General features: G+C 59.4%; 39 protein-coding genes and 1 tRNA gene. 20 read left to right on the top strand and 20 right to left on the bottom strand.

Annotation, left to right across the window (positions count from 1 at the left end):
• Window positions 1-17 precede the first annotated feature (17 nt).
• The gene (locus ACEK02_RS09120; protein ID WP_371421401.1) at window positions 18-257 is read right to left on the bottom strand and encodes a hypothetical protein; all 240 of its coding nucleotides are present in this window, start codon (window positions 255-257) and stop codon (window positions 18-20) included.
• Between the two features lie 184 nt (window positions 258-441).
• Here ACEK02_RS09120 and ACEK02_RS09115 point away from each other — a divergent pair, with 184 nt between their 5' ends.
• Window positions 442-885 carry a hypothetical protein gene (locus tag ACEK02_RS09115; RefSeq protein ID WP_371421400.1) on the top strand — a complete coding sequence of 148 codons (444 nt, stop codon included), beginning with the start codon at window positions 442-444 and terminating at the stop codon, window positions 883-885.
• Window positions 886-952: 67 nt separating this feature from the next.
• On the opposite strand, the gene ACEK02_RS09110 is transcribed toward ACEK02_RS09115, so the two are convergent.
• The 3 genes from ACEK02_RS09110 to ACEK02_RS09100 form a co-directional block, all read right to left on the bottom strand.
• Window positions 953-1189, bottom strand: a complete 237-nt coding sequence (locus ACEK02_RS09110) for a DUF3606 domain-containing protein (RefSeq protein WP_371421399.1) — start codon at window positions 1187-1189, stop codon at window positions 953-955.
• Between the two features lie 116 nt (window positions 1190-1305).
• Complete coding sequence (locus ACEK02_RS09105) at window positions 1306-1515, bottom strand: hypothetical protein (protein WP_371421398.1); 210 nt, start codon at window positions 1513-1515, stop codon at window positions 1306-1308.
• 201 nt (window positions 1516-1716) lie between these two features.
• Window positions 1717-1923 carry a hypothetical protein gene (locus tag ACEK02_RS09100; protein ID WP_371421397.1) on the bottom strand — a complete coding sequence of 69 codons (207 nt, stop codon included), beginning with the start codon at window positions 1921-1923 and terminating at the stop codon, window positions 1717-1719.
• Between the two features lie 285 nt (window positions 1924-2208).
• On the opposite strand from ACEK02_RS09100, the gene ACEK02_RS09095 reads away from it, so the two are divergent.
• Both ACEK02_RS09095 and ACEK02_RS09090 read left to right on the top strand, forming a co-directional pair.
• Window positions 2209-2376: a hypothetical protein gene (locus ACEK02_RS09095; protein ID WP_371421396.1), complete on the top strand. Its 168-nt coding sequence runs from the start codon at window positions 2209-2211 to the stop codon at window positions 2374-2376.
• Between the two features lie 213 nt (window positions 2377-2589).
• On the top strand, window positions 2590-2775 hold the full coding sequence (locus tag ACEK02_RS09090) for a hypothetical protein (protein WP_371421395.1): 186 nt from the start codon (window positions 2590-2592) through the stop codon (window positions 2773-2775).
• A gap of 136 nt (window positions 2776-2911) precedes the next feature.
• Here the strand turns inward: ACEK02_RS09090 and ACEK02_RS09085 are convergent, their stop codons facing one another.
• Together ACEK02_RS09085 and ACEK02_RS09080 are read right to left on the bottom strand one after the other, a co-directional pair.
• Window positions 2912-3241, bottom strand: coding sequence for a hypothetical protein (locus ACEK02_RS09085; protein ID WP_371421394.1), 330 nt, complete (start codon window positions 3239-3241; stop codon window positions 2912-2914).
• Window positions 3238-3462: a hypothetical protein gene (locus ACEK02_RS09080; protein ID WP_371421393.1), complete on the bottom strand. Its 225-nt coding sequence runs from the start codon at window positions 3460-3462 to the stop codon at window positions 3238-3240. Before ACEK02_RS09080 ends, ACEK02_RS09085 begins: the two co-directional genes overlap by 4 nt.
• A gap of 240 nt (window positions 3463-3702) precedes the next feature.
• Between ACEK02_RS09080 and ACEK02_RS09075 the strand changes: the two genes are divergently transcribed.
• Both ACEK02_RS09075 and ACEK02_RS09070 read left to right on the top strand, forming a co-directional pair.
• Window positions 3703-3954, top strand: a complete 252-nt coding sequence (locus tag ACEK02_RS09075; protein WP_371421392.1) for a hypothetical protein — start codon at window positions 3703-3705, stop codon at window positions 3952-3954.
• Window positions 3955-4049: 95 nt separating this feature from the next.
• A complete protein-coding gene (locus tag ACEK02_RS09070; protein ID WP_371421391.1) occupies window positions 4050-4415 on the top strand; it encodes a PRC-barrel domain-containing protein in 366 nt (121 codons plus the stop codon).
• Between the two features lie 85 nt (window positions 4416-4500).
• Here the strand turns inward: ACEK02_RS09070 and ACEK02_RS09065 are convergent, their stop codons facing one another.
• Window positions 4501-4674: a DUF3606 domain-containing protein gene (locus tag ACEK02_RS09065; RefSeq protein ID WP_371421390.1), complete on the bottom strand. Its 174-nt coding sequence runs from the start codon at window positions 4672-4674 to the stop codon at window positions 4501-4503.
• 242 nt (window positions 4675-4916) lie between these two features.
• Here ACEK02_RS09065 and ACEK02_RS09060 point away from each other — a divergent pair, with 242 nt between their 5' ends.
• Window positions 4917-5087 (top strand): hypothetical protein, encoded by a 171-nt coding sequence (locus ACEK02_RS09060; RefSeq protein ID WP_371421389.1) that lies wholly within the window; start codon window positions 4917-4919, stop codon window positions 5085-5087.
• Between the two features lie 35 nt (window positions 5088-5122).
• On the opposite strand, the gene ACEK02_RS09055 is transcribed toward ACEK02_RS09060, so the two are convergent.
• The gene (locus tag ACEK02_RS09055) at window positions 5123-5344 is read right to left on the bottom strand and encodes a hypothetical protein (protein ID WP_371421388.1); all 222 of its coding nucleotides are present in this window, start codon (window positions 5342-5344) and stop codon (window positions 5123-5125) included.
• A 77-nt stretch (window positions 5345-5421) separates the two neighbouring features.
• Here ACEK02_RS09055 and ACEK02_RS09050 point away from each other — a divergent pair, with 77 nt between their 5' ends.
• Entirely contained in the window at window positions 5422-5634 is a 213-nt protein-coding gene (locus ACEK02_RS09050) for a hypothetical protein (protein ID WP_371421387.1), read from the top strand.
• A 12-nt stretch (window positions 5635-5646) separates the two neighbouring features.
• On the opposite strand, the gene ACEK02_RS09045 is transcribed toward ACEK02_RS09050, so the two are convergent.
• Together ACEK02_RS09045 and ACEK02_RS09040 are read right to left on the bottom strand one after the other, a co-directional pair.
• Entirely contained in the window at window positions 5647-5832 is a 186-nt protein-coding gene (locus ACEK02_RS09045; RefSeq protein ID WP_371421386.1) for a hypothetical protein, read from the bottom strand.
• A 210-nt stretch (window positions 5833-6042) separates the two neighbouring features.
• Window positions 6043-6168, bottom strand: a complete 126-nt coding sequence (locus ACEK02_RS09040; protein ID WP_371421385.1) for a hypothetical protein — start codon at window positions 6166-6168, stop codon at window positions 6043-6045.
• Between the two features lie 178 nt (window positions 6169-6346).
• Between ACEK02_RS09040 and ACEK02_RS09035 the strand changes: the two genes are divergently transcribed.
• From ACEK02_RS09035 to ACEK02_RS09020, 4 genes are all read left to right on the top strand, one after another.
• Entirely contained in the window at window positions 6347-6868 is a 522-nt protein-coding gene (locus tag ACEK02_RS09035) for a PAS domain-containing protein (protein ID WP_371421384.1), read from the top strand.
• A 110-nt stretch (window positions 6869-6978) separates the two neighbouring features.
• The gene (locus ACEK02_RS09030; RefSeq protein WP_371421383.1) at window positions 6979-7197 is read left to right on the top strand and encodes a hypothetical protein; all 219 of its coding nucleotides are present in this window, start codon (window positions 6979-6981) and stop codon (window positions 7195-7197) included.
• Window positions 7198-7335: 138 nt separating this feature from the next.
• Window positions 7336-7785 (top strand): VOC family protein, encoded by a 450-nt coding sequence (locus ACEK02_RS09025; protein WP_371421382.1) that lies wholly within the window; start codon window positions 7336-7338, stop codon window positions 7783-7785.
• A 330-nt stretch (window positions 7786-8115) separates the two neighbouring features.
• The gene (locus tag ACEK02_RS09020; RefSeq protein ID WP_371421381.1) at window positions 8116-8763 is read left to right on the top strand and encodes a glutathione S-transferase family protein; all 648 of its coding nucleotides are present in this window, start codon (window positions 8116-8118) and stop codon (window positions 8761-8763) included.
• A gap of 42 nt (window positions 8764-8805) precedes the next feature.
• On the opposite strand, the gene ACEK02_RS09015 is transcribed toward ACEK02_RS09020, so the two are convergent.
• Together ACEK02_RS09015 and ACEK02_RS09010 are read right to left on the bottom strand one after the other, a co-directional pair.
• Window positions 8806-8955, bottom strand: coding sequence for a hypothetical protein (locus ACEK02_RS09015; protein ID WP_371421467.1), 150 nt, complete (start codon window positions 8953-8955; stop codon window positions 8806-8808).
• 12 nt (window positions 8956-8967) lie between these two features.
• Complete coding sequence (locus ACEK02_RS09010) at window positions 8968-9222, bottom strand: PilZ domain-containing protein (RefSeq protein WP_371421380.1); 255 nt, start codon at window positions 9220-9222, stop codon at window positions 8968-8970.
• Between the two features lie 327 nt (window positions 9223-9549).
• Here ACEK02_RS09010 and ACEK02_RS09005 point away from each other — a divergent pair.
• The 3 genes from ACEK02_RS09005 (at window position 9550) to ACEK02_RS08995 (ending at window position 13260) form a co-directional block, all read left to right on the top strand.
• Window positions 9550-9624 (top strand) — tRNA-Glu (locus ACEK02_RS09005).
• 293 nt (window positions 9625-9917) lie between these two features.
• Window positions 9918-10211: an antibiotic biosynthesis monooxygenase gene (locus tag ACEK02_RS09000; protein ID WP_371421379.1), complete on the top strand. Its 294-nt coding sequence runs from the start codon at window positions 9918-9920 to the stop codon at window positions 10209-10211.
• Window positions 10212-10476: 265 nt separating this feature from the next.
• A complete protein-coding gene (locus tag ACEK02_RS08995; protein WP_371421378.1) occupies window positions 10477-13260 on the top strand; it encodes a UPF0182 family protein in 2784 nt (927 codons plus the stop codon).
• A gap of 420 nt (window positions 13261-13680) precedes the next feature.
• Here the strand turns inward: ACEK02_RS08995 and ACEK02_RS08990 are convergent, their stop codons facing one another.
• The 4 genes from ACEK02_RS08990 to ACEK02_RS08975 form a co-directional block, all read right to left on the bottom strand.
• On the bottom strand, window positions 13681-14685 hold the full coding sequence (locus ACEK02_RS08990) for a glycosyltransferase family 4 protein (protein WP_371421377.1): 1005 nt from the start codon (window positions 14683-14685) through the stop codon (window positions 13681-13683).
• A complete protein-coding gene (locus ACEK02_RS08985; RefSeq protein WP_371421376.1) occupies window positions 14685-15845 on the bottom strand; it encodes a UDP-2,3-diacylglucosamine diphosphatase in 1161 nt (386 codons plus the stop codon). The genes ACEK02_RS08990 and ACEK02_RS08985 overlap by 1 nt, the downstream gene beginning before the upstream one ends.
• Window positions 15846-15967: 122 nt before the next feature.
• Window positions 15968-16609: a DedA family protein gene (locus ACEK02_RS08980; RefSeq protein WP_371421375.1), complete on the bottom strand. Its 642-nt coding sequence runs from the start codon at window positions 16607-16609 to the stop codon at window positions 15968-15970.
• A gap of 6 nt (window positions 16610-16615) precedes the next feature.
• Window positions 16616-17197, bottom strand: a complete 582-nt coding sequence (locus ACEK02_RS08975; protein WP_371421374.1) for a class I SAM-dependent methyltransferase — start codon at window positions 17195-17197, stop codon at window positions 16616-16618.
• Window positions 17198-17531: 334 nt separating this feature from the next.
• Here ACEK02_RS08975 and ACEK02_RS08970 point away from each other — a divergent pair, with 334 nt between their 5' ends.
• From ACEK02_RS08970 to ACEK02_RS08955, 4 genes are all read left to right on the top strand, one after another.
• The gene (locus ACEK02_RS08970; protein WP_371421373.1) at window positions 17532-18206 is read left to right on the top strand and encodes a response regulator transcription factor; all 675 of its coding nucleotides are present in this window, start codon (window positions 17532-17534) and stop codon (window positions 18204-18206) included.
• A gap of 65 nt (window positions 18207-18271) precedes the next feature.
• Entirely contained in the window at window positions 18272-19594 is a 1323-nt protein-coding gene (locus ACEK02_RS08965) for a sensor histidine kinase (RefSeq protein ID WP_371421372.1), read from the top strand.
• A gap of 337 nt (window positions 19595-19931) precedes the next feature.
• A complete protein-coding gene (locus ACEK02_RS08960; RefSeq protein ID WP_371421371.1) occupies window positions 19932-20483 on the top strand; it encodes a hypothetical protein in 552 nt (183 codons plus the stop codon).
• A gap of 135 nt (window positions 20484-20618) precedes the next feature.
• Window positions 20619-20855 (top strand): hypothetical protein, encoded by a 237-nt coding sequence (locus ACEK02_RS08955; RefSeq protein WP_371421370.1) that lies wholly within the window; start codon window positions 20619-20621, stop codon window positions 20853-20855.
• Window positions 20856-20876: 21 nt separating this feature from the next.
• Here the strand turns inward: ACEK02_RS08955 and ACEK02_RS08950 are convergent, their stop codons facing one another.
• Both ACEK02_RS08950 and ACEK02_RS08945 read right to left on the bottom strand, forming a co-directional pair.
• Entirely contained in the window at window positions 20877-21470 is a 594-nt protein-coding gene (locus ACEK02_RS08950) for a DedA family protein (protein ID WP_371421369.1), read from the bottom strand.
• Between the two features lie 310 nt (window positions 21471-21780).
• Window positions 21781-22041: a hypothetical protein gene (locus tag ACEK02_RS08945; RefSeq protein ID WP_371421368.1), complete on the bottom strand. Its 261-nt coding sequence runs from the start codon at window positions 22039-22041 to the stop codon at window positions 21781-21783.
• Window positions 22042-22197: 156 nt separating this feature from the next.
• Here ACEK02_RS08945 and ACEK02_RS08940 point away from each other — a divergent pair, with 156 nt between their 5' ends.
• Entirely contained in the window at window positions 22198-23214 is a 1017-nt protein-coding gene (locus ACEK02_RS08940; protein ID WP_371421367.1) for a PrsW family glutamic-type intramembrane protease, read from the top strand.
• A 124-nt stretch (window positions 23215-23338) separates the two neighbouring features.
• Window positions 23339-23914 (top strand): HdeD family acid-resistance protein, encoded by a 576-nt coding sequence (locus tag ACEK02_RS08935; RefSeq protein ID WP_371421366.1) that lies wholly within the window; start codon window positions 23339-23341, stop codon window positions 23912-23914.
• 23 nt (window positions 23915-23937) lie between these two features.
• Here ACEK02_RS08935 and ACEK02_RS08930 read toward each other — a convergent pair whose 3' ends face one another.
• Window positions 23938-24216: a hypothetical protein gene (locus tag ACEK02_RS08930; RefSeq protein ID WP_371421365.1), complete on the bottom strand. Its 279-nt coding sequence runs from the start codon at window positions 24214-24216 to the stop codon at window positions 23938-23940.
• Window positions 24217-24256: 40 nt separating this feature from the next.
• Window positions 24257-25033 (bottom strand): radical SAM protein (locus ACEK02_RS08925; protein WP_371421364.1); only part of this gene is annotated, 777 nt, incomplete at its 5' end.

Here is a 25033-nt window from a genome sequence, read left to right as displayed (position 1 = left end):
ACCGATCTGAACAATCTTTATGCGGCCCGCGAAACGTCGGCCGAGAGCTCACTCTTCGACAGATCGTCCTTCTTCGGCTTTGCCACCGGCGCCGTCTGGGACTTCTTCGTGGACTTGCCATACTGCGCGAGCTTATCGAGCTCAGCTTCGATCTCAGCCTGCCGCGCAGCTACTTTTTCCGCCAGCTTGTCGGATGCATGATCGCGCAATGCCGCAAGTTCCTCGATGCTCAGTGAGTCCAGATCGATCTTGGCCATGGAAATCTCCCGTTTGTTCCGAACTAGCGGTAACACCCATGCGCCGCAAGCATGGCAGCGCGATCATCCACCGAAGACGTCGCGATGGATGCAATTCAATTGACGTCGAGCTCGCGTTTCGCAGACAATGTATGTGGGATTGAGGAAACGCGTCATGGCATCTTGGAAAGAAGAGCGTGACCGATTGGTCGCGCAGACGCTCGCATTCGTGCAGGAGGTCGCAGCGGCGCATCCGGTCGCGGCCCAGCGACTGAACATCTGGCAGCCGCCGAACCACGCGCCGTCGCAAGCGTCCGGTTCAACGGAAGCCGCCACCTCGCCCGCCATCACGGACGCCGATCATACGACGGCCCCTGCTTTGATTGTACATGCGGGGGACGCGGCAATTGCCTCCCCGGAGCGCAGTTCGCAGGACATTCCCGGTGCAACTCCAACCAACGCGCCATCTCCGGCCCGGAAAGATCCGCTCTATTCCGGCCCATCTGAACGGGCCGAGATCCTCAAGCGCGTTGCTTCGTTCAAGGCTCGCCAGGCCCAGATGATCCACGAGCGCGACGTTTTCTACGAAGCCATGCAGACGCGTATCCGAACAACGCTGCGGAACGATTCCGGACGCGACCGTATATAAAGCCGAGGCAGCCTCCCCGATGCTCTATTTTCAGAACGCCCCGCCCTTCCCCGGCGGGGCTTTCTCCTTACGGGCTTCCACATCGGGAGAGGTCTGTTGGTCCGAGCGATTTGCCGAGGTGTCGCCGCACGGCGGCAACCGAAGAGCCGACCTTTTCGATCGCAGCGTTTAATTCGGTCGGCGAGACGTTGAACCGGTAAGCCCAATAGTCGCGCTGGGAGGCGTCACTGGAATCGATCGCCGGCGGCGGCCGGACGCCGCGCTCGGACGCCAGGACGGCGGCGACTGGAACGAGACTGATCATGCCGGCAGGGTAACACGTCGCCCGTACAGCCCAAGCGGATGCTTACTCCAGCGTTAACCGGCAATTGACGCGAACTCGGAAAGCCGGCCGGCCAAAGCAAGCCTTGCCGCGAGCGGCTACTGAACCACCGAGCCCAGCGAGGCCTGGACCTCGTTCAGCGGAATGCACAGCTTCTTGCGGCGCAGGCCACGAATGGCGCCGGTCACCTTCAAGATCTTGCCCGCCGCACATGACCCGTCCTGAACCAGCGCACTTTCGTAAGGCGCCAGGATGAGCGGTTCTGCTGTCCGAATGGACTGAGCGGCGGACGGTGTGGCCAACGCCACCAGAGATATTCCGAAAGTCCCCAAAACCCAAAAACGCATGGTCTTCCCCAACACAGCAAATACGCACCGGTCCAAGGGTAACAATTTCACGCCCTGAATTTTTTGCAGCCGGCTCTAACCGAGCCGTTGCCGCAACTATTGCCCCGGACCACCGCGAAACACAAAGCAATTTTCGCGCCGATGTCCGGCTTCAGCATAGGGTCAGAGCGTGACTTGCTCGTGACCGCATTCCTTGCAGGTGAAGGACACCCGCGCAACGCCCTTCGGCGCCGAGACCTTGTTCGACGCGCCGCACTTGCCACAGGTCGTCATGATCCGTGTGTCGCCCTGCTTCACCACCAGCGCCTTGCGCTCCATGGTCTCGCGGATCAGACGCTCGGCCTCTTCGCGCATTGCCTGCTTGCTCATGCAGTCCTCCAAAACAGACGCCGAAGCAAAAGGCCCCGATCGAGCGGCCTTATAGCCGATGACAATGACACTCTCCATCGCGGATCAAAATCAGGAGCCTGGGATCACACCAGTCCCCTGCAGAATTTCCGTGCATTTCAATCTGCCGCGGCAAGATCGCGGTGGACAGAACGGCGGAGCCAAACTAGAACATAACAAGAACATTCTTCGCCGGTTTTTTATCGGGACGTCACAGGAATCGCCGGGTTGGCGGGGCATATGCGACTGGGAAACAGGGAGGCTGACATGGATTTGCAGGCACGTGTCGAGCTTTGGAAGAGCATCGATCCGGATCCGGAATTCTGCCGCAAGGCAGAACGGGAAATGCTGTTGTTGAGTTGTCAGGACGAAGACTGGGTCGATGCGCGGATGCGGGATTTCGAACGGGCCCTCGCTCTGGAGACTGCTGAATAGCGGAACCTTGTCGCGTCGTCGGCGTCGAAACATCCAACCTCGCTTCAGGGCCGTGAAGCGAGGTTTTGTTTTACCGGTGATTCGGTGCGGGAGATCTCAGCTGGTGTGAGCGTTGCGTGCTGCGACTTATCCACCGGTCGCCTTGCAAAGATCAGATTGATGCCGCATTCGACATCGATGCTCTCCCTTGGAGAGCGAAACAAAGAGAAGAGAATGAACGAAGAAAGAATTTCAGCGGCACGCGCCGACATGGAACGCCGGGTGGCAGAATTTCGCGAGAAGCAGGCAAAGTTTCAGCGCGAGCGTGAAGACTATTACGAGACAACCATCGAAAAGGTACGTGCCACCGACTGGAACGAGTTCGTGACACCACGTCAGGAACGTCGCGCGCGGCACTAGCTGCAACCTGCTCGCGCAGCAGAATTCAATAAAAAGCCCGCCATGATCATGGCGGGCTTTTTATTGAATGCGAGTCACTGCACGTTCAACGCAAAAGGCCCGAAGCCATGCTCCGGGCCTTGATATTGTTCGGCGCCTACCAATAGCCGTAGCTGCGATAGTAGCGCGGGCCATAATAGGCATAGGGGCCGGGACCATAGTAACCGCCATAGTAGGCCGGCCGATAATAGCGCGGTCGGTAATAGCCGTAGCCGGGACCGTAGCCATAATAACGCGGTCCATATCCGTATCCGTAAGGTCCATACGCGCCAAGCGCCCCCGCTGCCAGCGCACCTGCGGCAATGCCGAAACCGATTGCGGGACCCGGTCCCCAACCTCGACCCCATCCCCGTGCTTCAGCCGGCGCCGTCACGGCAGTGGTGCCGATGGCTGCGACAGTGGTCAGGATCAATGCTGCCTTTTTCATGTGAAATCCTCTCTGTTCACCACTGGCCAAATAACGCCAAGCTTTTTTGTTGGTTTCACGGCCTGTAACATTTCACTGCTCAGGTTCCAGACCGGGAGTGCGTCATGACGCCCATCCGCTATCGCCGCGCGCAGCTTGCCCGTCAGCTTCAGGCCTTTCACGCGGCGCACCCCGAATTCATCAGAGAGCGGCTGCGCCTCTTCGATGAACACAACGGACACGACAAGATGATTCCCGTGACGCATCGCAAACTGAAACCGTCACCCTATACGCATCGTTGCGCTGCACTCCCCCGCGATAAGGCACCGATCATCTCGGGGTGAGGCCTTAACTTACCCCGCACCGTCTTCACGCTTCATTCACCATGAAGGGCCGGTTATCGGAACGGCTCGTAAAGCCGACGCTTTCCTCTTCATGAATGTACGCGGTGTCGCACAGACGCGCGTACGAGCAGTGGAGTGATGGCGATGATCGAACAGATCGCAAAGATCGACAAAGCGCTCGACGAATTGCTCGTCGGCCTCGGCCAGATGGTGCTGCGCCTGTCGAGTCCGCATGTCACACGTACGCGCGAAGAACGCGAAGCGCTTGCCCGTTCCGTCAATCAGTTCTCCACATGCGCGGCCCGCTCCAGCGATCCGCGGGTCCTCAAGCTTGCCGAAGACCTGCAGGAGACGCTCAAGCCGCGCCTGCGCCTGGTCGCCAGCCGCTGACGGAACTACGTCTCCAAAACGTCCGCGCAGCAACGACGCAGGAACGTTTCTCCCTTTCACCGGTTTGCCAGACACAACCCAAAGGGAGGCTGTACATGCCCATCGAAGCAAGTGAACAAGGTAACCTGATTGGCAGCGACAAGGTCGAAGGCACCGCAGTGTTCGGCGCCGATGACCAGAAGATCGGCTCGATCGAGCGCGTGATGATCGACAAGAAGAGTGGCAGGGTGTCTTACGCTGTGCTCAGCTTCGGCGGCTTTCTCGGCATTGGCGACGAACATTATCCCCTGCCCTGGCAGTCGTTGAAATACGACGCGGAGCTTGGCGGCTATCGCATTGGCGTCACGCAGAAGCAGCTCGAAAATGCGCCGAAATACGGTAACGACAATAGCTGGAACTGGGCTGATACATCGCGGGCCCGCGCGGTGAACGACTATTACGGCGTTCCCATGGGCATCTGACTCCGGTATGTCACCTATGTCATCCAGCAAAACGGCACCCGATCGGGTGCCGTTTGGTTTGCCTGCCTTGACAGATGCATCGCTTCTAACGGGCCAGTTCCTTGCGCACGGCCGCAGCAGCATTGCCGACTTTCTCCACCGCCGCCTGCAGCTCCTCGCGGGAAACGCCGAGCTGATGGGTCCAGTATTTCACTTCATGCGCCTCGTGCATGTTGATCTTGCTGCGGTCCGGCTGCCCCTTGTTCTTCAGGTCGTCCATCGTTGTTGGCCTCTTCAATCAACTGGTTGATGTAAGTGGCGAGCTGCTCGCCGGTGTCACTGAATTCTTCGTCCATTCAACGAGTTCCGTATGTCGTCTGGTGAGTGCAGAACACGCATTATTGTGACTTGTTCCTGGCGCCGCTCGAGCGATCGTTCAAATGCCGCAGATCTCGCCAACCCGTCTTTAACTGCACTTCCAGAACTCGGAGAACCCAATCGCGCCCCCGGTATTGTCGGGAGATGACGTCCAGAGCCCTTATCGTTCAACCCGTCGAACTGAGGCCGAATCCGCCGCCTTACGGCCGGCTGTCATTGCGTACGGGGGCATGGGACCAGTTGCAGGCGAAGCGGGCCTATGACGACCATCGCGAGCCGCCGGAGGAGCCGAGTGAGCTCGACAAGAAGGTCTGAGGTAGCCACCACCTGTCCCGGCAGCGATCCGTGCCTTAGTGCGAAACGCCGCCAGCGACGCCGAGGCTCCCACCGATCCTGATGCAGGTCGACGTCCCCTCCACCTGCACGAAGCCGGCGCCGTATTCCGCACAGGGATTCGGTTTCCGCGGCGCAGGCTTCATCGCCTGCTTGGTCGCGACCGGCTTCCTGGGAGTCTCCGCAAAGGCCTGCAGCGGCATGACAGCGATCAGCAGTCCGACACCGACAATTCTCATGACCTTCCTCCCGCAGCCGCTCGTATACGGTCACATAGCCCATCGGAACGAACGCCGCAGTGCGGTGTTTCCATGGCATGGGACCGAGAGAAGAAGATAATGGCCTATTCCTGCTCAGCGCGGTCGCGCTTGTCTGTGGAATGATCGCCGTTGTACCGTGGCTACTTGAGCCGACATCCGCTGTTGCCAGCAAGGGCGCCCAGCGCGTCGCCTATGAGCGACCAGCGCCGCAAGAGCCGGTACGCGTGATCGTGCCCTTCACCCCCAACACCATGCCGAGCCAGCGCTAAAGCTGGCGGGGCCTAGTTGGCCGCTACCGGCTGGCCCGCGGTGCGCACAAGCTTGTCCGCCTTGAGCAGGACGTGATCCGACGCTGGCTGTGGCCGAGCAAGGAAGCTCACGGCGACAAAGGCTGCGCAGAACAGAAATCCTACGAGCATTACCCGTCGATGGGTCGGCTTGTCGGCATTGTGAAACGAAGCGGACATGGGTCACTCCCTCGATGGGAAATGAATAGCTCAGCCGTATTTCCGCGCAATCATACTCTGGTTTTAACCTAACCAATGAAGGTTAGCAGTCAGAACGGATTTTAATGAAGCCGTTTGGGACTGTTAATTTTAGCCGTTTCCGCGATCGAACCAAACTACAGATTCCGCATCGGGAGGCGACCCTGCCCGATCCGTTAGTTTCCTGCTGTGCTACTTCGTGTCGATATTGTCCTGCGAGATCGGCGGAGCGCAGGTCTCCTTCGCATATTTCTCGGCGAGCTCGAATATTTCGCGACGGCGCTCCGGCTCGTTAATGGTGAGGTAGGTCACAACCATTTTTAAGGCCTCCTCATCCGACGCTCTTCCAAACCGCCACACGAATAACACTCCCAAGTTGTACAGAAAGGTTTCGGAACCTTTTCCCTGTACGTTGAATTGAATGCCTATCAATATACGTAATACTACGACCGATAGGCCAACAAGTTCCGGAGCCCCAGATGATTGCGAGCGCTGCATGATCGCCGGTCGACCCATCTCGGAGATCTGCAGGGAGCTCGCCGTTTCGGCGGAGATCAGCCATCAATCCATTCTGGCGCAACTCCTGCGCATGGCGTCGCTCGAAGCGGCCCGGACCGGCACGCGCCATCAGGACGACGCCAGCATTCGCGATCGTCTGGTCGGCACCTGGGATTGGGATATCGCCAACGACCGGGTCTATGCCGACAGCAAATTCGCCCGCCTGTTCGGCGTCAATGCGGACCTGGCCTCGCAAGGCACGCCGTTGCAAGACTGGCTGGATGCCATTCATCCGGATGACATCGATGATGTCGCCGCCGATATCAGTCGCTCGCTGACGACAGGTCAGGTTTTCTCGCGTGAATATCGTGTCGTCTCTCACGGCGACATTCATTGGGTCTATGCGCGCGGTAAATGCACACTCGATTCGTCGGGCAAGGCGGTTCGGTTTCCCGGCGCCATCGTCGACATCACGCGGGAAAAGATCGAGGACTATAACCTCAGCATCGCCCCGACCTAGCCCTGCCCTTTGGGGCTGCCCGCACGACAAAGTCGCCGGTAAAACAACAAGCGAGCCGACCAGACGGATCATCCGCGGGAACGTAGTCTTGCGTCGGCGGTTATGCCCGCATGGCAAAGAAGTTTTTTAGCGTCGTCGTCGTTCGCTCCGTCGAGGAATCCGTGGAGATCGTTGTCGAGGCGAAGAGTGCCGACGACGCGCATGTTGCGGCTCTTCAACACTTGCATGCCAGCGGCGATGAATATGCGTGGGAAAAGCCGCGCAAGGATCTGACCGTCTGGCACAAGCGCGAGATCGATACGCCTGCCATTGTGGATGTCAGCGCCTGAGGGCAGAGCTCTTCACAATTCAGATGGAGCGCCCTCTTTCTCGAAGCGACATCTGCCATTTGTCTCGTTTAGCTGCTATGGCAGGCGCCGCTGCCCTCGTGGTTGCTCGCTTGTGTCGATCCCATGGAGACAATTCCAATGCGCTACCTTCACACCATGCTGCGCGTCCGCAATCTGGATGCGGCCCTGAAATTCTATGCCGATGCGCTGGGCCTCAAGGAAGTTCGCCGGGTCGACAACGACAAGGCGAAATTCACTCTGGTGTTCTTGTGCGCCGCCGAAGACGAGGTGCTCCTGGCCAAGACCAAGGGGCGCGGCGCGCCGCTGATCGAGCTCACCTACAACTGGGATGAAGAGACATACGGTGAGGATCGCTATTTCGGCCATCTCGCTTACGAGGTCGACGATATCTATGCGACCTGCGATCGGCTGATGAAGCTCGGCATCACCATCAATCGTCCGCCGCGCGACGGCCAGATGGCCTTCGTGCGTTCGCCCGATCTGCATTCGATCGAACTCCTGCAAAAGGGCGACGCGCTGCCGCCGCAGGAGCCGTGGTCGTCCATGCCCAACACCGGACATTGGTAACTCACAAAATGCATCGCTGGATTCGCAGCGGTGGAACGTCATGAGCAGTGCTGCGTTGATGATGCGATACTGATTTCATGGAGGCTGCGACGATGGGACGTGGAATTTTGCTCTGGCTGCTGGGTGTACCGATTCCGGTGATCATTCTGCTGTGGCTCTTCTTCGGTCGCTGACGCTTCCCAGGCTGAACCGATGAACAGGCCTCGCTCACGCGGGGCCTGTTTCGTTTGCGGGCCAGCTCCATTGTGAGCGATTGACGCGAGACCGGCCTTGCGATGGCGGCGCGTTGCTGGCTAAACCTGCGGCGACTAGCCGCCAGCGAGGTTCATCGTGCCACAGACTCCCTTTCCGCCCCTGCAGATCTGGGGCCGCGCCAATTCGGTCAATGTGCAAAAGGTTCTTTGGTGCTGCCAGGAGCTCGATGTCGTCTATGACCGCATCGATGCCGGCATGCAGTTCGGCCGCAACGACGAGGCCGACTATCTGGCGATGAATCCCAACGGCCGCGTGCCGACGCTGGTGCAAGGCGATTTCGTGCTGTGGGAATCCAATTCCATCATGCGCTATATCGCGCTGGCCTATGGTGGCACGTCGCCCCTCTATCCCTCCGCCCCAAAGGCGCGCGCCGGGATGGAACGCTGGCTCGACTGGACATTGACGACATTGCAGCCGGCCGAGCGCCCGTTGTTCTGGGGACTGGTGCGCACACCCAAGGCTGAACGGGATATGGCGGCGCTGCAGAAGGTCGCCGACGCCAATGCGCTGCTGTGGGAAATTATCGACCGGCAGCTCTCCCGGAGCGCCTGGATGGAAGGCTATGATTTCGGCCTGGCTGATCTGGCCATCGGCTGCTACGCGCGGCGCTGGTTCGGCGTCGAGGGCGTCACCCGCCCGGCACTTCCGCACCTGCAGCGCTGGTACCAGGCGATCTCGGCAAGGCCGGGCTTCCGGACCTATGTTGCGCCGCAGCTTTCCTGAACGCTGACGCGCTCTTGCGCGCAGGCGCTCTCTTGAGCGCTATTACAACGAACGTTCGATCAGCAGGATGCCAACAATCACCACCAGCGTGATCGCGGCGACGGCAAGGCGTGTGGGCCAACTCATGCCGCGGCTGATCCACCAGAGCAGTGCGCAGCCCATCAATACCGGGATGACGATATCGGGTCGCAAGTCGATCCCGTCCTAGATAATGAAGCGAACGCCAAGCGTCTTGCCGCGGCGCCAGACCACTTCACAAGTACGCCCGGTGCGCGCATCGCGCGAGAAAGCCAGCTTCATCCTGTTGGGGACCGAGGTGGGATCGTCGACGACGACTTTTGCGCCAGAGGCCGAGAGATCCAGCACGTTGCATTGCCGGGCCGCGAAGCCACCGTCCAGCGTAATCCATCCGGCCTGGTGCACGGACCGGCGTGTATCGCGTTTTTTTGTCAGTGCCATCGCATCGCTCCACGCCCCCAAAGGAGAGCCTTAGGCCCGCATGCTTTAAGAACCGTTGAAAGGTGCGGAAAAGTTCGAAATGTCCTGTGCACACGGTTGGCGCGCCCCATGGGGATCATTTACCTGATCACTCACCGACCACTTGCCGACCCGAACAAACGTCACTATACGTTCGGCCGCTGGCACCAAACTGATTTGCTTTCGGTCGGTGCCGCCCGCGATAGATTAGCCCTAAAGCTTTGATGTTGCGGCGATTTTAGAAATAACCGTGCAGAACCGCGGTATCCTTGGCCTGATTTCGGGCCGCTGGATCGGCCGGGGTTTTTTGCTCCCTTCGTCTATCGGTTAGGACGCCACCCTTTCACGGTGGAGAGAGCGGTTCGATTCCGCTAGGGAGCGCCATTTGCCACCACTCCGAACAGATCCGCGAATCCACAACGGCACGGATGCCGTCAATTTAGTGGGTTTCCGCCATGGCGAAGGCATCAACTTAAGTGCCGCGCCAACTGACCGTGCCTGGTCACCAGGCTGGAGCTGCCGGCACCGACAGGCGTGAGGCTTGGATGGTATCGTTGCGGTGAATGGCGTAGGTTTCAGTACGCGGGAAATTCGGCTGCTCGCCCCCGCCTAATTCGCCTTGATGCAGGGTCGCAGCAGTCGCGACCGCGGGCAGTCCGCCGGTGAAGGAGGAGCGCATGTACGCCGCCATTCGACAAGGCAAAGCAAAGACTGGCATGGCCGAAGAGCTGGCACGCAGGATCAAGGAGGGTGCCATTCCGATCATCAGTGATGTCGAAGGTTTCATGGCCTATTATGTGGTCTATGCGCCGGACGACACGGTGATGGCGATCAGCATCTTCAACAACCATGCGGGAGCGGAGGAGTCGAACAGACGCGGGCTCGCATGGATCGAACAGAACCTCGCGCCCCTGCTCATCGGGCCGGCCACGGCAGTCGCCGGGCCGGTAATCGTGCATACGTTGGCATAAAATACCCGATAGCATAGCGTTCGTGCGCATGTACCATTCGTTAGCGTCACGAGGGGACGAGCCATGCTCTTGCCCGATTGCGTGATCTATGCCGATCAGGCTGACTTGGCGAGGAAGCTATCGGCTGATCCGGCCCTGACAAAATCCGAAACAGGCTTCTGCGATCCCGACGACGGAACTTCAAGCCACCGCGCGCCGCCCTTCGCCTGCAGTTCCGTCCAAGAATCAATCGGCAGGCGTTCCTTATTTCCGCTATCATCAACCCATGACGATCGGGATCACCGGACCCGGACGGAAGGCACCAAGGCAAAACGCCGTGGTCAGGTTGACCATTGCGGCTCTCTTCGTAGGAATTTGCCTGATCCTCCTCGCCCTCGCGAGCGACTTTCTGGTCGATTGGTTGTGGTTTTCCTCGATCGGCTATCTGCAGGTTTTTTTAACGGCGATCAGCGCCAAAGCCGTCGTCTTTCTTGCCGTCTGGACGCCGACCACCGCCGTCCTTTGGTTGAACGGATGGCTGGCGCGGCGTTTTGCCGGGCGGCCGGCGATACAGGCTGCCGCCTCCGCGTGGAACCCGGCTGGCAATGCGCCGCCGCCCGATCCGTTCGCCATTATGATGCGCGATCGACTGACTTGGCCCCGGTTTATCGCGCTCGGTGCAGGTTTGCTCGCTCTGTTGGTCGCCGCTGCAGAGGCCGGCGATTGGGGCATCTTCCTGCAATTTCTCTATCAGGTGCCTTTTGGCGCAGAGGATCCCCTCTACAACAAGGACATCGGCTTCTATCTCTTCTCGCTGCCCGCCTATATCGCGGTCAAGAACTGGATGCTGTTCACCCTCGTTCTAAGTGCACTTTTCGCCGGAGCGATCTACTGGGTGCGCGGCGACATTGAATACAGCGTTCACCGCCGATCAATCTCGCCGACAGTGATTGCTCACGGCTCGGCGCTGGTCGGCCTTCTCTTCGGCGTGAAGGCTTGGTCCTACGGACTCGACCGCTATCTGCTGCTGTACGGCGACAATAGCGTAGTCGTTGGCGCAAGCTTCACCGATATCCACGTGGGACTACCGGGCCTGTGGCTCATGGTCGGGCTTGCGATCATCGCGGCGTTTACCGCCTGGGTAAACGTGCAGGTGCGCACCTACCGATTGCTTGCCGTCGCGTTCGTCCTCGTCGGCGTCGGCTCTGTCGTGCTGTCCGGCCTCGCCCCTTCCCTGTTCCGGCACTTCTTCGTCAGGCCGACCGAGTTGCAGCTTGAGAAGCCCTATATCGAACGCAGCATCGCACTCACGAGGCAGGCCTACAATCTCGAACAGATCGCAGCCAAGCCGTTTGGTGCCGAACATAATCTTACGTTCAAAACGCTGGAGGCCAACAAGGCGACAATCGAAAATATCAGGCTGTGGGACTGGCTGCCGTTGTCGGATACCTACGCGCAACTGCAGGAGATCCGCACCTACTACAAATTCCTCAATCTCGAGGTCGATCGCTATTGGCTCGACGGTTCCTACCAAAGCGTGATGCTCTCGGCTCGCGAACTGCGACCCTCCTTGTTGCCGCCGAACGCCCAGACATGGGTCAACCGCCACGTGCTGTTCACTCACGGTAATGGCGCAGTGATGAGCCCGGTCACCCGCAAGACCACTGAAGGACTTCCGCTGTTCTATTTGCGGGATATTCCGCCAGTCGCGGACGGAGGCCCCAAGATCGACGAACCTCGCATCTACTACGGTGAAGAGAGCAGCGACTACGTCATCGTCAAGGGGAGCACGCCGGAGTTCGATTATCCGAAAGGGAAAGACAACGTCTATGCCGCCTATGACGGCGCTGGAGGCGTTCCGATCGGAGCGATGGTGTGGAGAACGCTGTTCGCCTACTATTTCAACGACCCGAACCTGCTTCTCTCAAGCTACATCACGAGCGACAGCCGGATCATGATCCGACGCAACATCCAGGAACGGGTGAGTACGATCGCTCCATTCCTCAGGCTTGATCATGATCCCTATCTGGTTATCAGCAATGGGCGAATGTTCTGGATGCAGGACGCCTACACGACGAGTTCCTATTTTCCCTCTGCGCAGCCTGCGCAAGATCTCGACCTCAATTACATTCGAAATTCCGTGAAGGTTACTGTCGACGCCTATAACGGGACCGTCGACTTCTATCTGATCGACCCCGGCGACCCGATTGCGGCGACCTATCAGCGTATCTTTCCGACCTTGTTCAAGCCGTTCACGGCTATGCCTCCGGACTTGCGGAAGCACATTCGCTATCCAAAGGATCTGTTCCGGATTCAGGCGCGGCTGTATCAAACCTATCACATGGAGGCAGCCGACGTTTTCTACAACCGCGAGGATCTCTGGCAATTCCCACGTCAGCCGGACGGCGAAGGCGTCTCATCGATGCCCCCCTATTATATTATCATGCGGCTGCCCGGCGAGCCGCAGGCCGAATTCTTCCTCATGGTTCCCATGGTGCCGAGCCGCCGCGATAACATGATTGCGTGGCTCGCCGCGCGTTGCGACGCACCCGACTATGGAAAGTTGATTGTCTACGAGTTTCCCAAGGACAAGCTCGTGTACGGCCCGTTCCAGATCGAGGCGCGGATCAATCAGAATACGGAGATCTCGCAACAACTCACGCTGTGGAATCAAATGGGCTCGCGGGTCATTCGCGGGAATCTGCTTGTGATCCCGATCGAGAACTCGCTTCTTTACGTGTCGCCACTCTATTTGCGAGCGCAGCAGGGGCACCTGCCGGAGCTGAAACGGGTGATCGCAGCCTACGGTGAACATGTCGTAATGAAGGAGACGCTCGACGAGGCCTTGGCGGCGCTGTTCGTAGAGCCCGGCGCAAAGTCGTCAGTCTCAAGCACAACAGAGGAGACGCCCCTTGCAAGCCCGGCGACAAGTCACGCACGGGAGGCGCTTGATCGCTACAATCAAGCGGTGGAGCGATTGAAGTCCGGAGATTGGAAGGGCTTCGGCACGCAGTTCGATGCAATGCGCGAACTCTTGGAGGAAATGAACCGGCGTTCCAGTGACCACTGAGAATGCCGCGAATCTGCGGCCTTGCGTTGCTTCCGACCCGGAGAAGTGTAATTACGAACGCGAATGCAACGCCCGATTGGGCTTTGCTAAAGTCACATCGCGATTTCAATAGTATGAGAGTTCGCAGTTTTATTCCGAATGGCTCACCATTTGCGTACAAAACTGTACCCGGACGCGATCAAGGGCGCCCTGCGCGCTTCCGGTCGAGCTTAAGACTCTCAAGGCGATCGCGAAGGATGTCATCAACCTCGGCTACGCCATCCTCAACCAGCGGGAACTCCCGTGTTGACCACAGCTCTATCCGACGAAGGTGCCGATGACCTTGCAGAACTTTCGCAAGAGGTTCGGCTCTCGCATTGATAACCAGTGACTACACTGCCTGCCCCGACGAAGGAAAATACAAATTCGCTGGCAGTTGGGTCAAACGTCGTGCGCACGCCTGATATTCTCGATGAACTGGTGCGTGCTTTCCCTCCACGTAAACTTTGAAGCATAGGCGCGGCATCTTTCACGAGAGATGTCTAATGCGCCCAGTGCCGCGCGCTGCAGATTTGTGTCGAGACGACCGCACTCCGATTGTCCGATCACATCGAGCGGCCCCATAACTGGAAATGCCGCAACCGGCAGGCCGCATGCCAAGGCCTCAAGGATTACGATTCCAAAAGTGTCGGTGAGGCTCGGAAAGATGAAGACGTCCGCGGATGCATAAACTTCTGCAAGCGCCTCTCCGGTACGAGTACCGAGAAAATGTACGTTCGGAAACTTGGTTTCCAATCTCGTGCGCAAAGGCCCATCGCCGACAACGACCATCGAGCCGGGAAGATCCAGCGTCAGAAAGGCCGTGATATTCTTTTCAATGGAAAGCCGGCCGACAAACAGAAAGACCGGCTTAGGGAATGCGAGCGGACGCCCGATGCGCGGGCGGAAAACGCGAGCGTCGACGCCCCGCGACCAAAGCATGAGATTTCCGAATCCTCGAGCTTCCAACTCTTCCCTGAGTGTCGGTGAGCCCACCATGATGCCCGCTCCGCTGTTGTGAAAGCGTCGCAGTGCTGAGTAACTCCACGCCAGCGGCACTGGCAGCCGAGCTGCAAGATATTCTGGAAAGCGGGTGTGATAACTCGTCGTGAAGGGATATCCTTCCTTCTGGCAAACGTGTCGCGTAACCCAGCCTATGGGACCCTCAGTTGCGATGTGTACGAAATCGGGTCGCGCCAAGGCGATGGCACGTTTGACCGCGCCGGGCGACGCCAAAGCAAGCCGTATTTCGCTATAACCAAGCAGCGGTACCGTCCGAAAATCATGGGGAGTCAGAAAGCTGATGTGAGCGTCGAAGAAAGGCGCCTCACTCGCCAGATTTTCCAGGGAGCGAACCACGCCGTTCACTTGCGGCCGCCAGGCATCGGTCGCAACCAACACCCGCATTACGCAACGACCCCCGCCAGCGGAACGATCGTCGTTTCAATCGTCAAAGGAGGTGACGGCGACCCCACCCATCGCAGTATCTCAAAATTTCCATCGTAGTGCTCGACCACGGCCGAGCAGGATTCCACCCAGTCTCCCGTGTTGATATAGCGCACACCGAAGTCGTCGTGCATGACAGCATGGTGAATATGGCCGCAAATCACGCCCTTCACCTTGTGTCGTTGCGCTTCGGCGGATAACACTTCCTCGAAACGACCTATGTAATTGACTGCGTTTTTGACGTTCAATTTCGCCCAGGCAGAGAATGACCAATAAGTAAGACCAAGCCGTCGACGAACGAAGTTGAGCTTTGCATTGCAAGTCAGTGCGAATCGATAGGCCCAATCGCCGAGAAGGGCAAGCCAGCGGGCATGGCTGACGACAAGATCAAACTGATCACCATGGGTGACCAAGTAGTCCCTGCCATCCGCACCGCTATGAATCGCATGATTGACAACATCAATGCTTCCGAAGGTCGAGCCGATATGATCACGCACGAATTCGTCGTGGTTGCCGGGAATGTAGACAAGGCGCGTTCCCTCACATGCCATGCACAGCAGTTTTCGCACGACGCTGTTGTGCGCATGTGGCCAATACCAATTTGATTTCAGGCGCCACCCGTCGATGATGTCACCCACGAGAAATACGGTGTCGGCATTGTAGCTGTTAAGAAATCTGATCAGCTGGTCGGCCTGACATCCGCTGGTGCCGAGGTGTATGTCGGAAATAAAGAGCGTCCTAACTCTAGTAACAGTTTCGTGCTGGGTTGATGCTGCCGTCGACGAGAGAGGCTCGCCGGGATCGAACGGGATGTTCTTGTTCGCAGAATCATTGCAGTCGAGGTGTCCGTCACCGGCCTTGTCATGTCGGACCACCATCGCGGCTAGTTCTGCGAAACTGATGATGGCCTTCGTCGCGCTGCGGATGGCTCGCCTGTTGAGGGCCGAGCGTAGCCAGTAAACACTTGCCATCAAGAGGACGAACGCGAAACCAGCCCCGCGGCGTTGGTCGTCAGCGAGTAAGGGAGCGAGCTTGTAGCTCGAGAACAGGATCATCCCCACGGCGGCTGCTTGTTCAAGAACGCCGGTGCTGGGTTTGAAGCGGGACAGGGAAGCTCTCATACATTCTCCTCGGCAGAATTGGGAATCGCGTGATCGAACATCCCATTGCTGCCTGACGGTGTGACTCTTGCTCAAAACCCGGGCGGCAATTTCGGGTCCAGCAAACTTCAGAAGCGGGCGTGTCAGACGCCGCCATTGTGTTCGTCTGCAGTGATGCTGGAAGGACGCGGCACAGACCGGTTGAAGAAACGAAGCCCCAGGAGGATTGCGAATTCTGCTGCAATGAGGGCAATGGCGACCCAAAAACCGATGCTGACCGGATCGCGATCACTGCCTCGCAAGGCATATCCCAAGCTCAGAAATGGCATATTCCAGATCAAGGTGCCGAGCGATGTCGCTGCGAGAAACGCTCTGGGCTCAAGCCGCAGCACTCCGGCTGGTAGAGCCAGATAGATTCGTACAGTCGGAAGGGTCTGACCAACGAGCGTTACCCAAAAATGGTTACTGCGGTAAGCGCCCGTCAATCGTCCATAGAGCGATGGCCGGAGAAGCACGAACTTCCCGTAGCGAGCAACCAGGCTCTCGATTCTCTCAGATCCTAGAGCCCAGCCAAGTCCGTACCAGCCGACGGCTCCGATGACTGATCCGACGGTGGTTACCAAAATCGTCATGGCGAGAGTGGCGCTATCGGAGACGGTCATTCCGAGAAACATCAGCAGGACGTAAGACGGAAAAAGGGGGACAAACTTCTCGACGACAGCCAGGCAGCCAATTCCCACAAGGCCGAAGCTCAGCAGTGTTACGATCGTGCTCGACGTTTCCATTATGCCTCAGTTGGTTGTGGGTTTGCGCCGGGTGATGCGATACACCGAAGCCGGAGGCAGGTTGCGAAGCGTATGGCCAATGCAGGTTGCCTGGAGGCTAAGGCTATCAAGAACGGTGTCCGTGATGGGACAGCTCGGGCCATAGGTGATCTGATAGAAAGCACCGTCCCGGCGCAGGTAGCCGAACGCCCCGCTGAGAATGGCAGTGACTTTGTGCGGTGACATCGTGAGAAGCCCCAGTCCGCTGATGACAGCGCCGACCGGTGCACCTTCGAATAGTTTGTATTTGTCGAGCCAAGCCGCATCCATCCAGAACACGCGGGCGTGCGGAAAGCGTGCCTGCAACAAACGAATGAAATCGGAGCCATATTCAACCAGCGTCAAATCGTGCTCCCGCACGCCACGGCCCAAAAGCGCATATGTGAACGGACCTGTCCCCGGGCCGAGTTCGATGACAGGGCCAGTCTCAGCGGTGATTTCTTGAGTCATTAACGCTGCGACGGCCGGGCCTGATGGTGCCACCGCAGCGACACGCAATGGATTACGTATCCAGGAGAGAAAAAACGAAAGGATGTCAGCAGCCGGCATCCCGGCTGTCCGCACTCGTGGGCGCGCGAGGCCGGATTCAGGGTGATCATTCGATCTCAAGACCATTGCATTTCCTTCGAGTGGCGCATTTGTATTTGCTGCATGAGGCATACAATCGAGCGGGTGGGGCGACATCGGTCAGCGGCGGGGCGGACTCGCAATGCCTCGCCGATGGGCCTCCTATGTCTCACCCGTAGATTGCAAGAACCTGTCGGAAGTGAACCTTGCAGAAAATAACTCAGGGGCTCCGTGGGAATCCCATGCAAGGTTGCTGCAATGAAGAGTCGCTAGAGTGGATGGGATGGATATGCCAACGGGATGGGAAGACTAGTTGATGCGAGTCCTGTTAGTAGAAGACCAGCTGGAAATGGTCGCAGCACTGCGTGCAGCCCTCACGCGCCACGACATAATAGTCGATCACGCATCCAACCTGTCGGAGGCAGAAGCCATCGTCGCAGAGGGGACCTACGATGCAGTGGTGCTTGATCGTCAGTTGCCGGACGGCGATGGGCTATCCCTTATTCCGAAGTTGCGCGCTAGCGGAAACATCGTCCCGGTGCTCGTGCTCACCGCGCGCGGTGATCTTGCAGACCGGGTTGAGGGTCTCGATAAAGGTGCGGACGATTATCTCGCCAAACCGTTTGCCTTCGAGGAACTGCTGGCACGGTTGCGTGCTCTTTTGCGTCGACCGGCCAACGTACAGTCCGATATCGTGCGCGTCGGGCGCATCTCGTTTGATTTTGCCCATCGCGAGGCAAGTATCGAGGGAAGACACCTGGAAATGCCGCGCCGCGAATTACTCGTATTGGAAGCGTTGTTGCGCCGTATGGGACGCATGGTGCAACGATCATCCCTTATGGAGGCAGTCTTCGGCCTTGACGACGAAGTTCAGCCCAATGCGTTGGATACCCATATCTCCCGTTTACGTCGCAAACTCGGAGATGCGAACGCCGGTGTGACGATCAACGGCATTCGCGGGGTTGGCTATCTTCTGCGAGAAACGCCGTGACTGTACTGCGACCACGCTCTCTCAAGTGGCGCCTCGTCGGTCGCCTGGTGCTATTGCAAGCAACCATGTTGACGTTGCTCGTTCTGCTCATTTTGCTGGTCGCGGCGGCATTGTGGCGTAGCGGTGTTCTAGGTGATGACTATGAAGGCAGCACCCTTGATGTTCTCAAAGCCGCGGTAGAACGGGACGCTGGAGGCGGATTGATCCTGCGCCAGACACCGGAACTAGCAAATCTGCGATCAGAAATCTCTGATCTCTGGTTCATCGTCCGGGACAAGGAAGGGCACCGTTTGTCGGAGGGCACGGTGCCGCCGGACTTTATGCTGATCGCTGACGCGCTTGACCACATCAGCGACGCGCGGCTCGGACGGACGGTAGGAGAAGCGTCACCGCCAGCGGGGCTCGTCAAATGGGTCGATACGCCTGCCGGAAAGGTACAGATACTGACGGGAACAGAGGGCAGCATCTCGGTGAACAGGGTCATCGCCGCTGCGCCACCTCTGTTCTTGAACATTATCCTGCCCATTATCGGTCTGATGGCGCTTGCGACCTTCTTCGCGACGCCATTCGTGGTTCGCCGAGCCATGGCAGGATTGGGACAAGCCGCAGCGCAAGCCGAACGGATCGACATCGACCGGCGCGGTGTACAATTGTCGGTGGATGAGGTTCCGATGGAGGTCATTCCGTTGGTCAAGGCGGTTAACGACGCCCTGGGTCGTCTCGACAAAGGTTACGAGCGTCACAAGCGCTTCCTCGCCGATGCAGCCCATGAGCTTCGAACCCCGATCGCGATCCTGACAACGCGGGTCTCGTCGCTTCCAACTGGACCGGAAAAAACACGTTTGCTCGAAGACGCCACCCGTCTGACGGTGCTGACCGGCCAACTTCTTGATCTCCAACGCCTCGATCAGCAACTCAATCAATTTGGTCCTGTTGATCTCGTCGGCATCGCTCGGCGTGTAGTCCTTGACTTGGCGCCGCTGGCTTTCGCCGCCGGCTACGAAATGTCCTTTGAACCGGAAGATGAGGATATCACTGTGAAAGGAGACCAAACCTCTCTTGAACGCGCATTGACCAACCTCGTGCAGAACGCCATCGATCACGGCGGGCGTCGTGGCACGATCCTGATCCGCGTCGCGCGTGCCGGCTGGATTGATGTTTGCGACGAAGGGGGCGGTATCCCGACCGAAGAGCGTGAACAGGTATTTGAACCGTTCTATCGCCTTCAGCAGGGTGGACGGGGAGCGGGCCTAGGTCTCGATCTCGTGCAGAAAATTATGCGTCTGCATGGTGGTCACGCAGAGGCAGTTGATGGGCCGTCCGGAGGGGCTTGCCTGAGAATGATGTTCCCAGATGTCAGCGGGGTCCCATCCCCGGGCATGCGTTGAAATCCGCGCGGGGTTAGCTAGATGCTGGACACCCCCGCGTCGATGCCGCCACTCCGAGACGGCAAACTGGACAGATGACGACCTATTCGCGGCGTGCGGGCTACAGCCCAGTCACCCCTCGACCGCCAGCTAGAATTATACCGTAATATCAATAGCATAGACGTTCGAAATTTTACTCTGAACGGGCACCATTCGCGCACGGATCCGGGCCAGACGGCCCCATAAACCCTGCGAGCCTTATTTTGGTTGAACTTGGCCACGAACCTGCTCGAATCCACACGCTTTGGACGGTTTTCCGCGGATTGGAACGATCACACGCCGTAGGACTTTGAGTTTCATGGTCGAAATCACGCCAAGCGCTTCCCGGCACAGTTACGCATCCGAACACAGTCATATGTGGGGGATCGGCCCGCAGCCGATCATGGTTGCCGCCGCAGCCCTGTTTCTGGTCGTTATCGGCATCGGCGGCATCTTCGCCTGGCGCAGCTATAGCGGAGCAACGCCGGAGCCGGAGCGCCTCACCGCATCGCGCCTGCAACAGGCCCGTGTTGCACAAGCATCCGAACAGTTGATCGAAAAAACGAAGGGCATCGAGGCTACGCAGCAGCAATCGATCGACCAGCTCCAGGTGGTGCAGGATCAGCTGCAAACCATGCAGCGCCTGATGACAGCGCAGCAGGCCGAGGCCCGCAAGCTCAACGAACAGGTCGGCGCCCTCACCTCCACCCTCGACAATCTCCGCCAGTCCTTTGCCAGCACCTCGGCGACTGACGACAAGCCCGCCGCGCGGGAGCAGCCGCGTCGCTCGCGATCCCGCGCTGCCGCCAGCAAGGGCCGTACGAAGTTGAAGGTCGTTGTGCAGCGCAAGCGCCCGGGCGCGCGCGGCTAAGCCATCCCGGCTGATTGCGGCCGGGCACACGTGAACTGCTTGTACTCTCCACAACACCGCGCCTAGTCTGTTCAGCCGAACGCAATCTGCACTACTCAAGGTGCGAGGTCATGCGATCCCGGCAGGGAGCGAGACATGAAGCACGACGGTGGCGATTACCTCCACGCGCATGACAGCGCGATAGCCGAGAAATACGGCAGCACTACCCTGGCAACACTCCGCAAGATCTACGGCAAGTTCTTCGCGGCCGGGCATCCCGACACACTCACGCTCAGCGAAGTGCTGCCGAAGCTGAATGACACCTCGCTCAGCCAGCTCCGCCGCGATCACGACACCGGACATCTCAAGAAGAAGATTTCGAAGGCGGCGTGACAACGAGCGCCAGCGCTGTTCTCAAAACACCTTGCGCAGCAACATGACCGTCAGCACGATCACGACGACCGGCGCTCCAAATGTCACCGGGAGCAGCCATGGGCTGCCCGCGTCGATGAACGTGCCGGGAATGGCGCCGATCAAGGCGTGATCGACGATCCAGACCGCCGCCGACAGGATGCTGGCCGTTTCGAACTTCAGGCGGGGCATTCCGGCGATACCCGCAACGCTGGTGACCAGCGCACGCGCCGGCCCGATATGATAGCCGACCATGATAGCGGCGAGGCCATAGCGGTCGAATAGTCCGCGCACCCGCGCAACCAGTTGCTGGCGCGATTGAAGCATCGGCATGTCCAGCAGCCGCGGTCCATATCGTTTGCCCAGCTCGTAGGACACGCTCATACCGAGCGCCGCGCCGCAGATCGTCCAGAGGATGAAAGTCCATGACACGACGCCGGCACCGATCAGCACGCCCGTCGCGGTCACGATGGCGGCGACCGGCACAACGAAACTGGAGCCGGCCAGACACCCGAAGAAGGCGATGACGAAACCCAGCGGCCCGGCCCAATCGGCCTGCGCCGCGATCAGCGCCGAGATCTTCTGAATGATATCCATCAGGGAGGGGATTCCGACCGGCACGCTGTGTTTCAAACAAGCAATGAAACAAAACGGTCTCCGACGGAACCGTTTCCTTTGTTCTTGCATTCGGCGTGCTGACCGGCGGCGGCCACGCTTACAGCGCCGAGCAGGAGCAGCTTTGCACCGGCGACGCGATGCGGCTTTGCACTTCGGAGATCCCGGATGTCGATCGCGTCACGGCCTGCAGCGAGGGGGGCAAGCTGGTGTCTCCACTCTCTTCGGCCTGTCAGCCGGCATCGCTGGGGACCATGAAGCAGATTCGGTGCCGGCCAGGATTCGCTGACGTCTAGCGTCGGCGCGCCACGGCGACGCCGAGCAGAAAAGCAACCAGCAGCGAGCCCAGCGGCGCTTCGCGCGCGATATTGGCCAGGATGCTTAAGGGCATTCCTGGCTTTTTGCCGGACTCGATGGCCCCACCGATGCGGTGCACGGTGTCGGTCACCGCCTCCTTCACATCAGTGATAGTCTCTGTGATTGTCGCCCTGCCCTCAGGCGCGGGCTCGATCCCTTCGTAGATGTAGGGCGGTGTCGTTGGGTCGTCGGCCATGGTCATTTTCCGTGCGGCATGAGCTGTCTCAGCCCAATCGACCGAGCGCTGATTGGTTCCAGCCTTGGCCAGGCCACGCCAGCTTCTCTTTTGCCGCAGGCGGCTCCCCCAAGAGTCGCTCTTTCCGGTCCGCTCGCCCGTCTATAATTAAATTCCATGCATCTGCTCGAATCGCTTCCCACTGTGATCGGTATCGCCGCCGTGGCGCCAGCTCTGCTGGTGCTGTGGCTAGTGATTGCTGCCGATGAACGGCCGGGACCACCCGGACTGGTCTGGGCGTCGTTCCTGCTGGGGGCCGCCAGCATCTCCCTGCTCGGCTACGCCCGCGCGCTGTTCGCGGCAATTCCGGGCCTCACGGACAACCCGACCCTGGCCATGGTGCTGCACGCGGTGTTCGGCATCGCCGCCCCCGAAGAGATCGTGAAGATCTTCGTCATCATCGCGGTCTCCACCCAGCGCGCCCGCACCGCCGATCCGATGGACACGGTCGTCTACGGCGCCGCCGCCGGCCTCGGCTTCGCGGCCTACGAGAATCTCGTCTATCTCCTGCAATATCCCGACATGTGGCGAACGCTCGCGGTACTGCGCAGCGTGCTGACCGTGCCGTTTCACGGCGCGCTGGGCGTCATTGCCGGCGCTTACATCGCCATCGCCCGCTCCGGCCGTGCGCTCGGCGCCCATCGCCGCGACGGCTGGGCCTTCATTCGCACGCCCATGCTCATCGTCCTGGCGCCGGTGACGCTACATGCCTGTTTCGACCTTCCTCTCCTGACGCTGCAGCGACATCCGGAGATCGTCGGTATACTGCGTCGCGTGCTGGAGGCCGCCGGCGTGGTGATCGGCTTCGGCACCATTGCTCTCGCTGCACGACTGGTCCGGCGGATCGGCGCGCATCATGCGCCGCATACCGAGGTGTCACGCGAGCGGCTCAACCAGTTGCGCGGGATGTGGGCGCTGCTGGTGGCCGGCGGCGGTGCAGGGTTTGCCGGCACAGCATTCCTGGTGACGTCGATCCATCATTGGTACATTAACCCGGCACGCAACGTCACCATGGTGCTGATCCCGCTCGGTCTGGCATCGATCGCCATCGGGGCTGTGCTGCTGGTGCTGACGACGGCGGCCTATATCCTCGGCCGCAACCGCATGCGCACGGCCGCACCGGCACAGTCATAACGTTCAAGACCCCGGCACGACATTCGAGCTATTCCCGATCAACAAACTTGCACGCTTCCGCATGTGAGCGGATAAATGCGAGCCACGGTCGGCATGCTGCCGGCCAGATCAGGATATCGCCGCCATGACCATGCCGCCCAACCTCGCCGAGCTGCAATCGAAGATGAGCGACGCCGTGCGCGCGCATTGGAAGGCATTTCTGATCGAGGGCATCATCCTGGTGATCCTCGGTTTCGCCGCGATGATCGTACCGCAGGTGGCCAGCATCGCCATCACCGTCATGCTGGGCTGGATGTTCTTCATCTCAGGCGTAGCAGCCCTGCTGATGACCTTCTGGGCGCGCCAGACGCCGGGCTTCATCTGGTCGCTGATTTCAGCAATCCTTGGCATCGGCGCCGGCATCATTCTGCTTACGCGCCCGGCCGAGAGTACGCTGACGCTGACATTCGTGGTGGGCGTCTATTTTCTCGCCGAAGGCGTCGCGACCATCATGTATGCGCTCCAGCATCGCAAGGAGCTGTCCGAGCGCTGGAGCTGGATGGCCTTCTCCGGCCTGATGGATATCTTGATCGCCTTTATCATCATCTCGGGCCCGCCCGGCACCGCAGCATGGGCCATCGGCCTGATGGTCGGCATCAATCTCGTGATCGGTGGCGCGTCACTGATCGGCCTGGCGATGGCTGCGCGCAACAAGGCCTGACCCGGCCGGTGGTCTGCAGGGGCTCAGCAGCCCTTGCAGATATTCTTGATCATCCGATCGAGTTCGCGATCCTGCGCGTCGATGCGGGACGGATCGTTCTTGCCGGTCTCCGGCGGTAGATCGCCCGGGCGCGGCTGGCGATGACCGACGGGAGCCTCTGGCAGAGCGCCGCCGCTATTGCTCTGCGTGGTGGGCTGCGAGCGCAGCGTCCTGGGCGGCAGGTTACGGGATGAGTCCTGCGCCAGAGCCAGCGAATGTCCCAGTACGAACAGGCCCGCCGTGATCACAAATAATGTTTTCATTTTCTGTCTCCAACACCAGGTGGCGCGTGTAAGCCGAATGTTACGGCTTCGGTGGATAGATATGAACGTCGCCGCAGTAGTCCACCACACGATAGCCCGATTCCGCAGAAGCTCCACCGTCAGCGGTGCGGTTGATTGAAGAATTCCCGGACAAATACTGGGGGCCGATCGGCGCCTTGCCGTAACCACCGGGAATATCGAGCACATAGTCCGGCTGGCACAATCCGGAAACATTGCCTCGAATGGCGCGCATCAGTGCCTGCCCCTCGGCGATGGTCGTGCGCAAATGCGCGGTGCCGGGCGCAAGGTCACCGTGATGCAGATAATACGGCTTGATACGGCACTCGACGAAGCCACGCATCAGCGCCGTCAGGGTCGCGGCATCGTCATTGACGCCGCGCAGCAACACGGACTGGCTGACCATGGGAATGCCGGCATCCACGATCAGCGCGCACGACGCACGTGCAGCATCCGTCAGCTCGCGCGGATGATTGGCATGCAGAGCCACCCATGTGCTCGCACCCGTGACTTTCAATGCCTCCACCATCTCCGCGCTGACGCGGCCGGGATCAGCCACGGGGACCCGCGTGTGCAATCGAACGATCTTCACATGCGGTATGGCCGCGAGATCCGCCATGATCTCGCTCAACCGCCGCGGCGACAGCATCAGGGGATCGCCGCCGGTGAGGATCACTTCCCAAATCTCGTGATGGGTCCGGATGTAATCCAGCGCAGCTGCATAGGCCTCGCGCGATAGCGCGGTCTCCTTGCCGGGGCCCACCATCTCGCGGCGGAAGCAGAACCGGCAATACACCGC

The organism is Tardiphaga sp. (assembly GCF_041424195.1).
In the GTDB taxonomy this organism is placed as follows: domain Bacteria; phylum Pseudomonadota; class Alphaproteobacteria; order Rhizobiales; family Xanthobacteraceae; genus Tardiphaga.
The sequence above is the reverse complement of the archived record's forward strand: the minus strand, read 5'-3'. Positions and strand labels throughout refer to the sequence as shown.

Coding starts and splice junctions, on each gene's coding strand:
- ACEK02_RS08970 (WP_371421373.1), top strand. CDS start 17,532: ATGCGAGTCCTGTTAGTAGAAGACCAGCTGGAAATGGTCGCAGCACTG.
- ACEK02_RS09120 (WP_371421401.1), bottom strand. CDS start 257: ATGGCCAAGATCGATCTGGACTCACTGAGCATCGAGGAACTTGCGGCA.
- ACEK02_RS08940 (WP_371421367.1), top strand. CDS start 22,198: ATGCATCTGCTCGAATCGCTTCCCACTGTGATCGGTATCGCCGCCGTG.
- ACEK02_RS09095 (WP_371421396.1), top strand. CDS start 2,209: ATGGATTTGCAGGCACGTGTCGAGCTTTGGAAGAGCATCGATCCGGAT.
- ACEK02_RS09025 (WP_371421382.1), top strand. CDS start 7,336: ATGCGCTACCTTCACACCATGCTGCGCGTCCGCAATCTGGATGCGGCC.
- ACEK02_RS09030 (WP_371421383.1), top strand. CDS start 6,979: ATGGCAAAGAAGTTTTTTAGCGTCGTCGTCGTTCGCTCCGTCGAGGAA.
- ACEK02_RS08930 (WP_371421365.1), bottom strand. CDS start 24,216: ATGAAAACATTATTTGTGATCACGGCGGGCCTGTTCGTACTGGGACAT.
- ACEK02_RS09040 (WP_371421385.1), bottom strand. CDS start 6,168: ATGGTTGTGACCTACCTCACCATTAACGAGCCGGAGCGCCGTCGCGAA.
- ACEK02_RS09085 (WP_371421394.1), bottom strand. CDS start 3,241: ATGAAAAAGGCAGCATTGATCCTGACCACTGTCGCAGCCATCGGCACC.
- ACEK02_RS09055 (WP_371421388.1), bottom strand. CDS start 5,344: ATGAGAATTGTCGGTGTCGGACTGCTGATCGCTGTCATGCCGCTGCAG.
- ACEK02_RS09060 (WP_371421389.1), top strand. CDS start 4,917: ATGACGTCCAGAGCCCTTATCGTTCAACCCGTCGAACTGAGGCCGAAT.
- ACEK02_RS09045 (WP_371421386.1), bottom strand. CDS start 5,832: ATGTCCGCTTCGTTTCACAATGCCGACAAGCCGACCCATCGACGGGTA.
- ACEK02_RS09075 (WP_371421392.1), top strand. CDS start 3,703: ATGGCGATGATCGAACAGATCGCAAAGATCGACAAAGCGCTCGACGAA.
- ACEK02_RS08985 (WP_371421376.1), bottom strand. CDS start 15,845: ATGAGAGCTTCCCTGTCCCGCTTCAAACCCAGCACCGGCGTTCTTGAA.
- ACEK02_RS09035 (WP_371421384.1), top strand. CDS start 6,347: ATGATCGCCGGTCGACCCATCTCGGAGATCTGCAGGGAGCTCGCCGTT.
- ACEK02_RS08955 (WP_371421370.1), top strand. CDS start 20,619: ATGAAGCACGACGGTGGCGATTACCTCCACGCGCATGACAGCGCGATA.
- ACEK02_RS08935 (WP_371421366.1), top strand. CDS start 23,339: ATGACCATGCCGCCCAACCTCGCCGAGCTGCAATCGAAGATGAGCGAC.
- ACEK02_RS09010 (WP_371421380.1), bottom strand. CDS start 9,222: ATGGCACTGACAAAAAAACGCGATACACGCCGGTCCGTGCACCAGGCC.
- ACEK02_RS08990 (WP_371421377.1), bottom strand. CDS start 14,685: ATGCGGGTGTTGGTTGCGACCGATGCCTGGCGGCCGCAAGTGAACGGC.
- ACEK02_RS09065 (WP_371421390.1), bottom strand. CDS start 4,674: ATGGACGACCTGAAGAACAAGGGGCAGCCGGACCGCAGCAAGATCAAC.
- ACEK02_RS08945 (WP_371421368.1), bottom strand. CDS start 22,041: ATGGCCGACGACCCAACGACACCGCCCTACATCTACGAAGGGATCGAG.
- ACEK02_RS08960 (WP_371421371.1), top strand. CDS start 19,932: ATGGTCGAAATCACGCCAAGCGCTTCCCGGCACAGTTACGCATCCGAA.
- ACEK02_RS09070 (WP_371421391.1), top strand. CDS start 4,050: ATGCCCATCGAAGCAAGTGAACAAGGTAACCTGATTGGCAGCGACAAG.
- ACEK02_RS08980 (WP_371421375.1), bottom strand. CDS start 16,609: ATGGAAACGTCGAGCACGATCGTAACACTGCTGAGCTTCGGCCTTGTG.
- ACEK02_RS08950 (WP_371421369.1), bottom strand. CDS start 21,470: ATGGATATCATTCAGAAGATCTCGGCGCTGATCGCGGCGCAGGCCGAT.
- ACEK02_RS08995 (WP_371421378.1), top strand. CDS start 10,477: ATGACGATCGGGATCACCGGACCCGGACGGAAGGCACCAAGGCAAAAC.
- ACEK02_RS09050 (WP_371421387.1), top strand. CDS start 5,422: ATGGGACCGAGAGAAGAAGATAATGGCCTATTCCTGCTCAGCGCGGTC.
- ACEK02_RS09000 (WP_371421379.1), top strand. CDS start 9,918: ATGTACGCCGCCATTCGACAAGGCAAAGCAAAGACTGGCATGGCCGAA.
- ACEK02_RS09100 (WP_371421397.1), bottom strand. CDS start 1,923: ATGAGCAAGCAGGCAATGCGCGAAGAGGCCGAGCGTCTGATCCGCGAG.
- ACEK02_RS08975 (WP_371421374.1), bottom strand. CDS start 17,197: ATGCCGGCTGCTGACATCCTTTCGTTTTTTCTCTCCTGGATACGTAAT.
- ACEK02_RS08965 (WP_371421372.1), top strand. CDS start 18,272: ATGTTGACGTTGCTCGTTCTGCTCATTTTGCTGGTCGCGGCGGCATTG.
- ACEK02_RS09110 (WP_371421399.1), bottom strand. CDS start 1,189: ATGATCAGTCTCGTTCCAGTCGCCGCCGTCCTGGCGTCCGAGCGCGGC.
- ACEK02_RS09090 (WP_371421395.1), top strand. CDS start 2,590: ATGAACGAAGAAAGAATTTCAGCGGCACGCGCCGACATGGAACGCCGG.